Source organism: Arachnia sp., assembly GCF_057238465.1.
On sequence record NZ_DBHHFZ010000005.1, the window covers coordinates 134716 to 149585 of the forward strand.

Below are 14870 nucleotides of genomic sequence, written 5' to 3' on the forward strand. Positions count from 1 at the left end.
GTCTATCGGCGTGGCGCGGGGGTGCCCTCCACCACGAGTCCCTGCGGGTGGAGCCCGGCCTCGGCCTTCCTGAGTTCGGTCGCCAGGGGGTGGGCCGTGGCCCGGACACCGTCGATCTCCTCGATGCGGAACCGCGCCATCCGGCCCCGGGTCACGGCCTCACCCAGGGTGCGGATCACCCGGGTGGCAGCCGCGGCGGGGGAGCCGGAGGGGAACAGGGTCAGCGATCGCCCGCCGCGCCCCAGGTGGGCCAGGCAGGTTCCGTCGGCGATCACCACCACGGCCCCGGATAGACGCGAGGGCCGGGCGGTGTCGTGGGCCGGCCAGGGCAACACCCGGCCGAAGGGATTCGCGGGATCGACCGCTGACAGCAACCTCGCCGCGGAGGTGTCGGGTTCGCGGAAGGACCGCAGCGCGTCGATGGTCTCGGGGGCGGCGAACTGGGCCGCACCCAACCCGTCCACCAACGCCCCGCGCCGCACCAGGCCGCTGTCCTCGAGCTCCCGCAGCAGCCCGTAGGCGGCTGCGAAACCCCCGGGTGTTCCCTCCACGATCCCCCGGGTCACGACACCGTACCGCTCCAACCAACCGGTTGCCCGCGCCAGCCGTGCCTCGGTGGGTGTTACGGAACCGTCGGTGACGGCGTACCAGCGGCCGGGCAGAGCCCGGGAAGCGGGACTGAGGGGACGTGCGGGGCGGGGGCGCCTGGCCCTGAAACGGGAGCTGCTGCGCGGGGCGCGGCGGGGCGACGTCCCGGCCAGCAACGCGCGGATCGGGGCCATCGAGGCGGGTGCCACCAGCCCGGCCGCGGCGGCCCGCCACAGGAGCTCCGCGTGCCCGGGCGCCACCAGGCCGTCACCGAGCCCGGCCGCGAAGGCGGCAATCTCCTCGTCCGCAGCCTCGGAAGGTGGCGGCACCAGATCCAGGTCGTCGGCCGCCACCAGCGTCAGCGACGGATCCGCTCCGGCGCCGCGGAGCCGGATCAGCACCTCACCCTCGGCCAGCAGCTGATCCAGATGGGAGGGTTGATATCCGGCGACCCGTGCCGGGAGCACGTGGGATTCCCACACGCTGGCCGGCAGCACCGCGCCTGCCAGCTGCTGCAGGGCCAGGAGCACCTCGTCGGGGGAGGAGGGGCGCGGCTCTGTGACACCGTGCCGGTCCAGCAGGAAACGGGTGTAGGCCTCGGCGGGCACCGGCTCCACGGCGGCCCGGGCCGCTGCGAGACAGCGTCCCCGAAGCCGGTCAAGGACCCCCGGGTCGCAGTACTCGGTCTCGGCCACGTCCTCGGTGAATCTGCCCCTGACCAGGTGGCCCGCTTCGGCCTCCGACTCCAGGATGCGGCTGGCCACGGTCCGGCCCAACCCGAACGAAGCCGCGAGGGCCGTGGCCGTGAAGGGGGTGTGGGTGCGGGCGAAACGGGCGGTGAGCTGGGTCAGGGGATCGCGGCCGCCGGCTTCGGTGCTCACCTCGCCGGGTACCGCCACCCCCAGGGCATCGCGCAGCAACGCGAGATCCGGTTCGGCGGCCAGGCGTTCCTCGTCGGCGATGACCACGGGTACCAGGCCGGCCGGCGGCGGGTCGGGTAGGGGAAACTCGCTTCGGAGTTCCAGCTCCGTGGGGGACAGGGGTCCCAGGCGGCGGGGCAGGTCAACCAGTTCCGCGACATTCCGGGCCCGGTACCCGTCGGCGGTGTGCTGCAGCTCCGCCCGGAAACGCTCGACGACGACGGGGTCCAGCAGCTCCCGCAGATCCAGCGTTCCGAGCACCGAGGCCAGCAGGGCCGGGTCGAGGGCCAGCGACTGGGCCCGCCTCTCCGCGATCGGCAGGTCACCCTCGTACATGAACCTGCCCGCGTAGCCGTAGAGCATGCTGGCCGCGAACGGGCTGGGGGAGGGCGTGACCACCTCGACGAGCCGCACCGCTCCCGAACGGATCCGCGAGAGCAGCCCGGTCAGCCCGGGCAGGTCCCACCGGTCAGTCAGGCATTCCCGCACCGCCTCCAGGGTGATGGGGAAGTTCGGGTGCTGGCGTGCCACCTGGAGCAGCTGGGCGGCCCGGTGACGCTGCTGCCACAACGGCATCCGGCGGCCGTGGCGGCGAGGCAGCAGCAGGGCGCGGGAGGCGCACTCCCGGAACCGGGCCGCGAACAGCGAGGTACCGCCCACCTGGTCCGCGACGAGACGCTCCACGTCCTTCGGGGCGATCCGCGCCAGGTCCGCGACCAGGGCGGGCAGTTCCCCGTCCGGCAGCCGCAGGATGAAACCGTCGTCATTGGCCAAGGGTTGGGAATCGACCCCGGAGCGCCGTTCCACGAGGGCGGCCACCGCCACGCTCCAGGGCGCCAGCACCGCCCGTCCCAGCGGACTGTGCACCACGACCCGCCAGTCACCCAACTCGTCGCGGAACCGTTCCACCACGACGGTCCGCTCATCCGGCACCACCCCGGTGGCCTCGCGCTGCTCCGCGACGAGAGTCACCAGTTCCCTCCGGGTGTTCTCGTCGACCCAGGGGAGATCGAGGCCGTCGGGATCCTCGGCGACCCGGCGCAGCAGCTCCCCGATGCGACATCCCAGCTCCGCGGGGCGGGACAGATCCTCACCGATCCAGAAGGGCAGCTTCCCGGGCCGCCCCGGAGCGGGGGTGACCAGCACCTGGTCGCGCGTGATCCCGACCACCGTCCACGAGGAGGCGCCGAGCGTGAAGGTTTCACCCACCCGGGTCTCGTGGACCATTTCCTCGTCGAGTTCCCCGACCCGGCGTCCGGGGCCATCACCGTCGGCCAGGAACACCCCGTAGAGACCCCGGTCCGGGATGGTGCCGCCAGAGGTGACGGCGAGCCGTCCGGCCCCGGGCAGGGCGAACAACCGGTCGCCGCGCCGCTCCAGGCGGGCCCGCAGCTCCGAGAAATCGGCGCTGGGATAGGTGCCGAGCAGCAGCCGCAGGACCGCGTCGAAGGCTTCGTCCCCCAAACCGGAGTAGGGATGGGAGCGTCGCACCGCCGCCAGCCAGGTCTCGATCCCCAGTCCCGCATCCCCCGCGGCGGCGGCAGCGGCGATGGTCTGCTGGGCCAGGACATCGAGCGCCAGGACAGGGATGCGCAGCTCCTCGATCCGGCTCTCGATCATGTCGGAGACGGTCACGACCGCTGCCGCCAGCTCCCCGCGGTGCAGGGTGTGGAGGCGTCCCCGGGAGGTTGCACCCACCCGGTGCCCGGCCCGGCCGAAACGCTGCAGCGCACTCGAGGTGGACAAGGGGGCGCTGATCTGGATCACCTGGTCGACGGCGCCCATGTCGATGCCCAGCTCCAAGGAACTCGTGGCCACGACGGCCCGCAGCCGCCCCGCCTTGAGTGCATCCTCGATCTCGGCCCGGACGTGTTTGCTGACCGAACCGTGGTGGGCGCGGGCCAGGTCCTCGTCGCCGCCGGCATCCAACCACAGCTCGTTGAGGCGAGCCGTCAGTTTCTCCGCCGCCCGGCGGGAGTTCGCGAACACCAGCGTGGACCGGGCCCTCAGGATCGAATCCAGGACCTCCTTCTCCACGTGGGGCCAGGGATCGTTCAGTGGGGGAGTGGCGACCTGGACATCCCAGCTTTTCCCGGTCCCGGGAGCCACCACGACCACGTCCCGGTCGCCCCCGAGGAAGGCAGCCACCTTTTCGACGGGACGCACGGTGGCCGACAGGGCCACGCGCTGCACGTCGCGACCGGCCAGCAGGTCCAGGCGCTCCAGGCTGAGGGCCAGGTGGGTGCCGCGTTTGGAGCCGGCGACGGCGTGGATCTCGTCGATTATCACCGTCTCGACGTCGCGGAGGGTTTCCCGGGCCGAGGAGGTGAGCATCAGGTACAGCGACTCGGGTGTGGTGATCAACACATCCGGTGGCCTGCGCCGCATCCGGTCGCGGTCGCGGGCCGGGGTGTCGCCCGAGCGCACCCCGACGGTGACCTCGGAAACCCTGCGGCCCTGCCGCCCGGCCTCCTCGCGGATTCCGGCCAGCGGGACGCGCAGGTTGCGTTCCACATCAACCCCGAGCGCCTTCAGGGGGGAGACGTAGACCACCCTCGTGCCCCGGGGACGGTCGCCGGGTTGCAGCAGGGAATCGAGGGCGTGCAGGAAGGCCGCCAGGGTCTTCCCGGAGCCGGTCGGAGCCACCACCAGGACGTGACCCCCGTCGGCGATGGCCCGCCACGCCCCCTCCTGCACGGGCGTCGGCGCCCCGAAGGTGTTCACGAACCAGTCCCGGCTCGGGGCGGAGAAACGGCTCATCGGCATGCCGGAAGTCTGCCACCTGGCCCCGACAGACCACGGAACCTACCCCGAAGCTGGTTGGGTCGGCCTGGGATGTGGAAGTTGGTTGAGCCGGGCTGCTCGCTCTGCGAGCCGGCCGTGTCGAAACCAGCTCGCGCTTGCCCGGGGACTTGGGGTCAGTCGGCGGCGACCTCTGCGCCGTCGGTCGACCAGTTGATGTGGAAGGCCCCCTCGTCGTCGATGCGGCGATAGGTGTGCGCACCGAAGTAGTCGCGCAGTCCTTGCGTGAGTGCCGCGTTGAGACGCGGCGCCCGGGCCTGGTCGTAGTGGGCCAGCGCCGCCGAGAAACCGGGTACCGGTACCCCGGCCCGCACGGCCTCGGCCACGACGGTGCGCCAGCCTTCCTGGGCCTCCGCGAGGCCCGCCACGATGGAGGGGGCCTCCAGCAGGGTGACGAGGTTGCCGGCCGCGTACTCGGAACGGATCCGCTCCAGCAGGCGGGCGCGGATGATGCAGCCGGCTCGCCAGATCCGCGCCACCTCCGCGATGTCGATGTTCCAGCCGTACTCGGCGGCCGCCATGCGGATCTCGTCCAGACCCTGCGCATAGGCCACCACCTTGCTGGCCCACAAAGCCTGGCGGACCTGCTCGACGAAGACATCGCGATCGGCCACCCGGATGCTCCGCTCCGGTCCGTGGAGGGCTGCCCGGGCGGCGGCGCGCAGCTCGGGGGCCGAGGAAATGGCGCGGGCGAACACGGACTCGGCGATGGTGTTTACCGGGGTGCCCAGGTCGAGCGCCGACTGGACCGTCCAGGTGCCCGTTCCCTTCATGCCCGCGGCGTCCCGGATCACGTCCACCAGCGGAACACCGGTGCGGGGATCGGTCTTGCGCAGCACCTCGGCGGTGATCTCGATGAGGTAGGAATCCAGGTCCCCGGTGTTCCAGGTGGCGAAGATGTCCGCCATCTCGGTGTGGTCGAGCCCCAGGGCCTTCAGCAGCTCGTAGGCCTCTCCGATGAACTGCATGTCGGCGTACTCGATGCCGTTGTGGACCATCTTCACGAAATGCCCGGCGCCGTCGGCGCCGATGTGGGTGCAGCACGGCTCCCCGTCCACGTCGGCGGCGATCCGCTCCAGGATCGGGCCGAGCGCCTCGTAGGACTCCGGGGATCCGCCGGGCATGATCGAGGGCCCTTCCAGGGCGCCGACCTCCCCTCCGGAGATCCCCGCCCCCACGAAATGCAATCCGAGGTCGCGCAGGTGCTGCTCGCGGCGGCGGGTGTCCTGGAAGAACGAGTTGCCGCCGTCGACGACGATGTCCCCCTTCTCCAGGAGCGGTACGAGGGCGTCGATGGTGGCGTCGGTCGGGCCGCCGGCCTTGACCATGAGAATGATGCGGCGGGGACGCTCCAGGGAGGCGACGAAATCCGCCAGCTCGTGGCAGGGTACGAAATCCCCCTCGGAGCCGTGGAGCGCGATTACCTCGTCGGTGCGGGCGGCCGTCCGGTTGTGGATGGCGACCCGGAATCCATTGCGGGCGAGGTTCCGGGCCAGGTTCGACCCCATCACCGCCATCCCGATCACCCCGACTTGGGCCAGTTGCTCGCTCATGTGACTCCTTAACTGTTCAACGGACCCGTGGGTCTGCACAGCCAGCTTAGGCCCTGTTGCGAAAAGTGTTGTCAGGGCGGGGATTCGCCGGAAGGGATCAGGCGGTGACCAGCCATCGTGTTCCTGCGCCGAGTTTGGCCATACACCGGTCATGATGGTGGAGCTGGTGTTTCGGTCCGTGGCCCGTGGTCACGGACCGGGCCGTGGGTTATGTACATTGAATGTGCGCAGAGAAAAAGCCCCGTGTCCTGTCGGCAGGCCGCCCGGTTTGCCCGGGAGCCGGGGCGCGTTTCCTGCCAGAGGCCGACGTAGAGGGAATAAAAATTCAATGCAGAGCAAGTGCTTGATGGCTGTCACGGGCCTGTTGTCAGCTGCAGCCGTCGTTCTTTCCGCATGCGGAACCGTGGCCGGTGGCGGCGGGTCCGAATCCGCCCAGCCGGGCGACAACGTGATCAGGATCGAATATGTGCACCGGCTTCCCGACGGGCCGGGCATGATCCCGGTGGTCGACATGGTCGAGAAATGGAATGCCGCACATCCGAACATTCAGGTCACCGCCACCAAGTTCACCGGCAAATCCTCGGAGTTGATGACCAAGCTGAAGGCCGATGTGGCGAACAAGAGCGCCCCCTGTCTGGCCCAGGTCGGTTACGGAGAGGCCCCCGAGATGCTCGTCGGGAACCTGCTCGAGGACGTCTCCGGTGAGGCCTCCAAGTACAAGGACAACTACAACGACGCCGCCTACTCCCAGATGTCGGTCGGCGGCAAGATGGTGGGCCTGCCCCAGGACACCGGGCCCTTGGTCTACCTGTACAACGAGGCCGAGTTCAACGCCTTGGGCATCGAGGTTCCCAAGACCTTCGACGAGCTCCTGGAAGCCGCCAAGAAGGCCGCCGCCCAGGGCAAGTACATCCTCGACTTCGAACCCGACGAGGCCGGCTACTGGCTCTCCGCCCAGGCCGCTGCCGCCGGTGCCGTGTGGTACGCGACGGTCGACAACAAGTGGAGGATCAACACCACCGACGAGAAGACGCAGGCGGTGGCCAAGTTCTGGCAGGACGTCCTGGACGCCCAGGCCGCGCTCACCAACAAACGCGCGGACGGCTCCTACGAACAGGCCCTGATGAACGGTTCCCTGATCGGCAACATCGTCCCCGCCTGGGAGGTCGGCTACGCCCTCGACAAGCTGGACGGCACTCCTTACGAGGGACAGTGGCGCGTCGCGAAACTGCCCACCTTCGGGGGTGCCCGGATGACCGGTCCCGACGGGGGGTCCGGGGTGGCCGTCATGAAGGGTTGCCAGCACAAGACCGAGGCCATGGAGTTCAACAACTGGTTGAACACCCAGGTGACCGACCTGGCCTCCCAGGGTCTTCTGCCCGCCGCCAAGGGCGCGGTCACCACCCCCGAGAAAACCTTGCGCCAGTTCGGCAACCAGGACGTCTACCAGGTGCTGGCCGAGGCCAACGGAGAGTTGTCCAAGGAGTGGGGTTACATTCCCGGTTTCTCCACCGTCGTCCAGAAGATGAGGGAGAAGGCCGACGAGGTGGTGGCGGGCAGTGCGAAGGTGACTGACATCTTCACCGTCGCCGAGAGCACCTCGACGGAGACCCTCAAGAAATCCGGGCTGCCGGTGGCCGAAGGCTGAGCAGAACCCATATCTTGAGCCTCAAGGCCGATCCCGGCAAAGCGATGCCGAGCGCACTGCTGGTTTCGGTGATGGCCCCGGTGGTGATGTCGGCGACTGGACTGATCGAGATGCCGAATCCGATCCCGGAAACCACGGTCGATGGGAAACGTGCTCCTCGCGCACCCGGGGCCGGGACCCGTCGACGTCGACCACCGGGTGTGGCAACAACCCGACCCGCCTGATCGCCGTCTCAAGGTCAGCACTCCCGACGAGTGTTCGTCCCGGGAAGCACCCGACCTGCTCAAGGGCGGGTGGTTCCCTTCCCGGAGCGTGGGGAACCTGCTGACGGGCCACACCGTGCCCCGCTCCCGGGCTGCCTCAGCGCTTGTGGGTGACCCTGCCGTTCCACAGGGTCATTTCCACCGGGTCGGGGAGATCCCGGCCGTGGTACGGGTTGTTGTGGCTGATGGAGGCGGAATCGTTCCGGTCCACCGTTGCCCGCCGCTGCGGGTCGATCAGCACCAGGTTCGCGGGCTCACCCGGGTTCAGGGGACGTCCCTGCCCCGTCGCCTTCCCGATCCGGGCCGGGGTGTGGCTCATCCGTTCGGCCACCTGCGGCCAGGTCAGGCGGCCCGGGGCGACCATGGTCTCCATCACCACCGCCAGGGCCTGCTCCAGCCCCAGCATCCCGGGCCGGGCGTCGACGAAGGCGTGGTCCTTGTCCTGCGGCGCGTGGGGTGCGTGGTCCGTGGCAACCGCGTCGATGGTGCCGTCGGCCAGCGCGGCCCGCACCGCCTCGACGTGCTCGTCGGTGCGCAGCGGGGGATTGACCTTGAAGGTGGTGTCGTATCCCACGACCTCCGGGGTGGTCAGGTACAGGTGATGGGGGGTGGCCTCGGCGGTCACCCGGATGCCCCGCTTCTTGGCCCAGCGCAGCACGTCCACGCCCTCCGCCGTCGAGACGTGGCACACGTGCAGGCGGGAACCGGTGGCCTCCGCCAGGGCGACATCGCGGGCGATTATCACCGACTCCGCCACCGGGGGCCAGCCCGGGAGCCCCAGCCGGCCCGAGATCTCACCCTCGTGGCAGCACGCCTCGGGGCCGGCGAGGGTGGCGTCCTGGGCGTGCTGAGCCAGCACCCCGTCGAACGATTTGACCCATTCGAAGGCGCGTCTCATCAGGCTGGCGTCCATCACGCAGTGCCCGTCGTCGGAGAACACCGAGACCCGGGCCCGTGAACGGTGCATCAGCCCCAGTTCCGCCAGTTCCCGGCCCGCCAGGTTCTTCGTGATGGCGCCGATCGGGAACACCTGGCAGTTGTTGGCGGTGGTTCCCAGCGCCAACACGTGCTCGGCGTTCTCCGCGGTGTCCGTGACCGGCTGGGTGTTCGCCATTGCGAAGACGGCGGTGAAGCCGCCACGGGCGGCCGCGCGGGAACCGGACTCCACGGTTTCGGCGTCCTCGCGTCCCGGCTCGCGCAGGTGGGTGTGGATGTCCACCAGGCCGGGCAGCGCGATCAACCCGTCCGCGTCGATGGTGGTCGCTCCCAAGGGGCGTTGATCGACGAGGTGGCCCGATTCGACGAACAGGTCCGTTCGTGACCCGTCGGGCAGGGTGACCCCGGTGATGGCGAGTTTCGACATTGATTTCCTCCCGTCAGTCGGCCAGCAGGTGGTGCAGCACGCTCATGCGGACCGCGATCCCCGAGGAGACCTGGTCGAGCACGATGGAACGCGGGTCGTCGGCGGCGGTGGAGCTGATTTCCAGGCCCCGGTTCATGGGTCCGGGATGCGCGATCACCGCAGTGGGGCGCAGCCTGGTCAGCCGGGAGGCCGTCAGCCCGTAGGCTGCCACGTACTCCCGTTCCGAGGGGAAGAAACCGCCATGCATGCGTTCCCGCTGCACCCGCAGCATCATGGCGACGTCGACATCCGAGATCACCTCGTCCAGGTCGGAGGTGACCTGCACCCCCCAGGTCTTCACCCCGGGAGGCATCAGCGTGTGCGGGGCGACCAGCACCACCCGCGCCCCCAGCCTGCTCAGCAGCGCGACGTTCGAACGGACGACCCTGGAGTGCAGCAGGTCCCCGGTGATGGAGACCAGTTTGCCCTCCAGGGTTCCCAGTCTGGTGCGGGTGAAGTGGGTCAGCATCGCGTGGGCGTCCAGGAGGGCCTGGGTCGGGTGTTCGTGGGTGCCGTCACCGGCGTTGACCATGCAGGCCCGCACCCATCCCGCGGCCTGGGCCACCGATCCGGAACCCGGGTGGCGCATCACGATGGCGTCCACCCCCATGGCGTCCAGGGTCATGAGGGTGTCGCGCATCGATTCGCCCTTCGAGACGCTCGACCCGCGGGCCGAGACGTTGATGGCGTCGGCGGAGAGCCACTTGGCGGCGAGCTCGAAGGAGCTGCGGGTGCGGGTGGAGTCCTCGAAGAAGAGGTTCACCACGGTGCGGCCCTTCAGGTAGGGCAGTTTCTTGACCCGGGCCTCCTGCAGCTGGTGCATCCGCCCGGCCAGGTGAAGGATCGAGTGGATCTCGTCGGTGCTGAGATCGGTGATGCTGAGCAGATGCTTCATGGCCGGGCTCCTCCAGGGTTTGGATCAGTGGCGGCTGCGTTCCTGGACCCGCAGGTTTCGTTCGGCCTCGTCGAGCCGCTCACTCAACAGGCGTCGCACCTGGTCTGTGGGTTGACCCTCCGCGAGATAGCGGCGGAACCGCCCGATCACCTCGGCGGTTGCCAGGGTTTCGGGGAACAACCACCTGAGCACCGCCCCGATGGCCGCGTAGCCGCGCGTGTCCCAGCCGTCCTCGCGCTTCGAGATGGCCTCGGCCAGTTTCGCGTAGGAGTCCACGTAGGGGGCCAGCACATCCTCCTGGCCGTAGTTGATGAACCCCGCGGCGATGCTGCGGTGGGTCTCGTTCGGGACGTCCGGGTCCGCGGTGGCCAGCCGCCACGCCTCGGCCTTGGCCTCTGCGGTGGGCAGGCTTGAGCGGGCACCGGCGGCGTGTTCGGCACCGGTGTTGGTGTTGTCCCGCTCCAGTTCGGCGGCGATCTCCTTCTCACCGAAGATGCCGCGGCGGGCCAGGGCGGTGACTATGAGCCAGCGCAACTCCGTGTCCACGGTGAGGTTGGTGGGAACCTCCTCGTCGTGCAGCCAGCCGCGGATCAGTTCGCACGCGCTTTCGCTGCGGGCAACCCCGATCAGTGTCTTGGCGATGATCAGCTGCGCGTCGGAACCGGGTTCGGCGTCCTTCAGCAGCCCCGCCAAGCCGGTGACGAGCTTCATGTTCGCGGCCTCACGCAGCTCGGGGGCCATGAAACGTCCTGAACAGACGGCGGCCTGCGCCAGCACCGTGGTGACCGCGGCCATGTCCTTCTCCGAACTGATGCCCTGGAGGGCCAGGGAGACCAGCTCCTGCGGGGCGATCTCGGCGTCACGGACCGAGTCCCAGAACAGCGACCAGGTGATGGCGCGGGCCAGCGGGTCGAGCAACCTGTCGATCCCGGCCACCAGCGCGTTGCGGGACAACTCGTCGAGGCGGATCTTCGCGAAGGTGAGGTCCCCGTCGTTCAGCAGGACCACGTCGCGGCGGGCCCGTCCAACCAGGGCGGGCACCTCGGTGCGCTCACCGGAGACGTCGATCTCCACGTAGTCGACGCGCTCCAGGCCGTTGTCGGTGTTGGCGTAGATGCCGATTCCGAGTCGGTGGGTGCGCAGTGTCGGCCAGCCCTCGGGTGCGGTCTGGACGACCGCGAACCGCGTGAAGGTGCCGGTCTCGTCAACCTCGAACTCGGCCCGCAGGGTGTTGACCCCCGCGCTTTCCAACCACTGCCCGGTGAACCAGGACAGGTCGCGCCCGGAGGCGGCCTCCAGCTCGGTGAGCAGGTCGGCCAGGGTGGTGTTGCCGTGGGCGTGTTTGCGGAAGTAGTTCCCGACCCCCTTGGTGAAGTCCTCGATACCGACGAAGGAGACCAGCAGCTTCAACACGGAGGCACCCTTGGCGTAGGTGATGCCGTCGAAGTTCTGCTCCACCTTCTCCAGGTCGCTCATGTCCGCGGCTATGGGGTGGGTGGTGGAAAGCTGGTCCTGCAGGTAGGCCCAGGCCTTGCGCTCGTTCGAGAACGAGGCCCACGGATTGGCTCCCGTGCCGTGCTTCCTGGCGATCTCGTCGGCCGCGAAGTGCGAGGCCCATTCGGCGAACGACTCGTTGAGCCACAGGTCGTCCCACCACTGCATCGTCACCAGGTCGCCGAACCACATGTGGGCCAGCTCATGGAGGATGGTGTTGTCGCGGGCCTCCAGCTCGCGGGCGGTGACGCGGGAACGGAACAGGTACTGGTCACGGAAGGTGACACAGCCCGCGTTCTCCATGGCGCCGAAATTGAATTCGGGCACGAAGATCTGGTCGTAGGAATCAAAGGCGTAGGGCACCCCGAAGGCCGACTCGAACACCTCGAAACCACGCTGCGTGGTCTCGAGGATCCGGTCGGCGTCGAGGAACTCGGCCATCGAGGCGCGGCAGGCCACGGATGCGGGCAGCACCCCGGCCGCGGAGTTGATCTGGCCCTTGACCACGTGGTATTCGCCGGCCACCAAAGCGGTGATGTAGGTCGATATCACGGGGGTGGGGGCGTGCTCGAAGCGCGCGACCCCCTCGCCGGCGGGCTGGCCCTCGACGCAGCGGGAGTTGGTGAACACGCTCCAGTGCGCGGGAGCCAGGACGGTCAGCTGGAAGGTCGCCTTCTGGTCGGGCTGTTCGAAGGTGGCGTACATGCGCCGGGCATCCGCCGTCTCGAACTGGGAGTACAGGTAGACCTTGCCGTCGGTGTCGACGAAACGGTGCAGCCCCTCACCGGTGTGGGAGTAGCGGTGCACGGCGTCGACGACGATCGTGTGGTTGCCCTCCGTGAGATCCGTCAACGGCAGTCGGTAGCCGTCGAACCCATCAACGGGCAGGGGGGCACCGTCGAGGGTGGCGGAACGGATCTCGTCGGCGATCACGTCCAGGTGGGTGGAGCCACCCTTCGAAGCAAAATCGAGTTCGGTGTGAGAGGCGAAGGTGCGCTCGGGATCGGCGACACCGTTGCCGGTCACGTCGACCGTCACCCGGTATGCCCCTGCCTTGACGACGCCGGAGCGGAGGACGGCTTCTTCGCGAGTGATATTGGCGGTTGCCATGGACACCTTCAATCATCGTTGCTGTTCTGCCAAGCTCAAGCACTTTATCGCATCATTCCCCGTGTGGGGCTTGTGACAGCATGGGGTCATGACGATTTCCCCCGAAACTGAATACCGCTGGCAGGAACTCAACCAGCTTCTCCTGGCCGCCAGTGACGCCTACTACGGGGGGGTCGAGCCCATAATCTCCGACGCCGAGTACGACGAACGGCTCCGGGAACTCGCGGGCCTGGAGGATCGCCACCCCGAGCTGCGACGCCTGGACTCCGCCACGACGCGGGTGGCCTACGCGCGCGTCACCGAGTTCACTCCCGTCACCCACCGGCAGCGGATGCTGAGCCTCGACAACGTCTTCGACGAGACCGAACTGGCCGCCTGGCTGGCCAGGGTGCCCGCCGAGCACTACCTGTGCGAGTTGAAGATCGACGGGCTGGCGGTGAACCTCACCTACCTCGACGGGCGCCTCGCGCAGGCTGCCACCCGGGGGGATGGACGGGTGGGGGAGGACATCACCGGAAACGTCGCCACCATCCACGGCATCCCGCACCGGCTGCGGGGAAACAACATTCCCGCCGTGCTGGAGGTGCGAGGTGAGGTGTTCTTCCCCAAACAGGCCTTCGCGGAGCTGAACGAGGCCCTGGAGGAGGCCGGGCAACACCGGTTCGCCAACCCCCGCAACGCCGCCGCCGGATCGCTCAGGCAGAAGGACCCCAGGGTCACCGCCACCAGGCCTTTGCGGATGATCGTCCACGGCGTCGGAACCCACGACGGCCTCTCCCTGACCCGCCAGAGTCAGGCCTACGAGGTACTGGGCTCCTACGGGCTGCCGGTATCGGCCCACACCCGGGTGGTCGACTCGGCCGCCGCGGTCCGGGCCTATGTCACCCATCACGGCGAACACCGCCACGACGCCGAACACGAGATCGACGGGGTCGTGGTCAAGGTCGACGACCTGGCCTCCCAGCGCCGGCTGGGATCCACCTCCCGGGCACCGCGCTGGGCGATCGCCTACAAATACCCACCCGAGGAGGTCCACACCCGGCTCCTCGACATCCGCGTCGGGGTCGGGCGCACCGGGCGTGTCACCCCGTTCGGGGCGATGGAACCGGTGTTGGTCGCGGGATCCACGGTCGCCATGGCCACCCTCCACAACGCCCACGAGGTGGTGCGCAAGGGGGTGCGGATCGGGGACACCGTGGTGCTCCGCAAGGCCGGTGACGTGATTCCCGAGATCGTCGCCCCCGTCGTCTCGCTGCGCGACGGCAACGAACGCGAATTCGTGATGGCCACCCACTGCCCGGCCTGCGGCACCGCCCTGGCGCAGCAGAAGGAGGGCGACAAGGATCTGCGCTGCCCGAACGCCCGCAGCTGCCCCAGCCAGCTCAGGGAACGCCTCTACTCGCTGGCCGCCCGCGGGGCCTTCGACATCGAGGCGCTGGGCGAGGTGGGAGCCCGCGACCTCCTGGAATCCGGCTTGCTGACCGACGAGTCGGGTCTGTTCGCGCTCACCGAGGAGGACCTGGCCCGCAGCTCCATCTACGCCACCCGGCGGGGAATCACCGCCAACGGCCTGAAGTTGCTGGAAAACCTGGCTGCCGCCAGGCAGCAGCCGCTGTGGCGGGTGCTGGTGGCGTTGTCCATCCGCCACGTCGGCCCCACCGCGGCCCGCGCGCTCGCGTCCCGTTTCGGGAGCATGTCCGCGATCCGTGCCGCCTCCGTCGAAGAACTGGCCGACACCGAGGGCGTGGGTTCGGTGATCGCCCAGTCACTGAAGCTGTGGTTCGAGGTGGACTGGCATGCCGACATCGTCGAGGCCTGGACCGCCGCCGGGGTCCGGATGGCCGATGAGCTCCCCGAACCGGGCAGCGACGAGCGGCCCTCCGCGACCCTCGAGGGACTGACCGTGGTCGTCACGGGAGGCCTTGAGGGATTCACCCGTGACGGCGCCAAGGAGGCCATCGTCTCCCGGGGTGGCAAGGCCGCAGGGTCGGTGAGCCGGAAAACCAGCTACGTGGTGGTGGGGGAGAACGCCGGCAGCAAGGCCACCAAGGCGGAGGAACTGGGGTTGCCCATCCTCGACGAGGCGGGATTCCTGATCCTCCTGGAGAAAGGACCCGCGGGGCTCAGCGACGGCAGCGACGCGGCAACATCTGCGCCCGGATCGCCCGGTGACGAGTGACCAGTCCGCTGATGCC

General features: G+C 69.1%; 7 protein-coding genes. 2 read left to right on the forward strand and 5 right to left on the reverse strand.

The genetic code is table 11. The features are described from left to right. Positions 1-2: 2 nt before the first annotated feature. Both ACO6D6_RS07475 and gndA read right to left on the reverse strand, forming a co-directional pair. Complete coding sequence (locus tag ACO6D6_RS07475) at positions 3-4274, reverse strand: DEAD/DEAH box helicase (protein WP_484784567.1); 4272 nt, start codon at positions 4272-4274, stop codon at positions 3-5. 152 nt (positions 4275-4426) lie between these two features. Beyond that, positions 4427-5863 (reverse strand): NADP-dependent phosphogluconate dehydrogenase, encoded by a 1437-nt coding sequence (gene gndA / locus ACO6D6_RS07480; RefSeq protein WP_484784569.1) that lies wholly within the window; start codon positions 5861-5863, stop codon positions 4427-4429. 346 nt (positions 5864-6209) lie between these two features. Here gndA and ACO6D6_RS07485 point away from each other — a divergent pair, with 346 nt between their 5' ends. Beyond that, entirely contained in the window at positions 6210-7511 is a 1302-nt protein-coding gene (locus tag ACO6D6_RS07485; protein ID WP_484784651.1) for an ABC transporter substrate-binding protein, read from the forward strand. A gap of 360 nt (positions 7512-7871) precedes the next feature. On the opposite strand, the gene ACO6D6_RS07490 is transcribed toward ACO6D6_RS07485, so the two are convergent. The 3 genes from ACO6D6_RS07490 to pepN are packed head-to-tail and all read right to left on the reverse strand — an operon-like array spanning position 7872 to position 12675. Continuing rightward, positions 7872-9137 (reverse strand): dihydroorotase, encoded by a 1266-nt coding sequence (locus ACO6D6_RS07490; RefSeq protein ID WP_484784571.1) that lies wholly within the window; start codon positions 9135-9137, stop codon positions 7872-7874. A gap of 13 nt (positions 9138-9150) precedes the next feature. Continuing rightward, positions 9151-10071, reverse strand: a complete 921-nt coding sequence (locus ACO6D6_RS07495) for an aspartate carbamoyltransferase catalytic subunit (protein ID WP_484784573.1) — start codon at positions 10069-10071, stop codon at positions 9151-9153. Between the two features lie 24 nt (positions 10072-10095). Next, the gene (pepN, locus tag ACO6D6_RS07500; protein ID WP_484784575.1) at positions 10096-12675 is read right to left on the reverse strand and encodes an aminopeptidase N; all 2580 of its coding nucleotides are present in this window, start codon (positions 12673-12675) and stop codon (positions 10096-10098) included. Positions 12676-12763: 88 nt separating this feature from the next. On the opposite strand from pepN, the gene ligA reads away from it, so the two are divergent. After that, positions 12764-14854, forward strand: coding sequence for an NAD-dependent DNA ligase LigA (gene ligA, locus ACO6D6_RS07505; protein ID WP_484784577.1), 2091 nt, complete (start codon positions 12764-12766; stop codon positions 14852-14854). Positions 14855-14870 lie beyond the last annotated feature (16 nt).

Coding starts and splice junctions, on each gene's coding strand:
- ACO6D6_RS07475 (WP_484784567.1), bottom strand. CDS start 4,274: ATGCCGATGAGCCGTTTCTCCGCCCCGAGCCGGGACTGGTTCGTGAAC.
- ACO6D6_RS07485 (WP_484784651.1), top strand. CDS start 6,210: ATGGCTGTCACGGGCCTGTTGTCAGCTGCAGCCGTCGTTCTTTCCGCA.
- pepN (WP_484784575.1), bottom strand. CDS start 12,675: ATGGCAACCGCCAATATCACTCGCGAAGAAGCCGTCCTCCGCTCCGGC.
- ligA (WP_484784577.1), top strand. CDS start 12,764: ATGACGATTTCCCCCGAAACTGAATACCGCTGGCAGGAACTCAACCAG.
- ACO6D6_RS07495 (WP_484784573.1), bottom strand. CDS start 10,071: ATGAAGCATCTGCTCAGCATCACCGATCTCAGCACCGACGAGATCCAC.
- gndA (WP_484784569.1), bottom strand. CDS start 5,863: ATGAGCGAGCAACTGGCCCAAGTCGGGGTGATCGGGATGGCGGTGATG.
- ACO6D6_RS07490 (WP_484784571.1), bottom strand. CDS start 9,137: ATGTCGAAACTCGCCATCACCGGGGTCACCCTGCCCGACGGGTCACGA.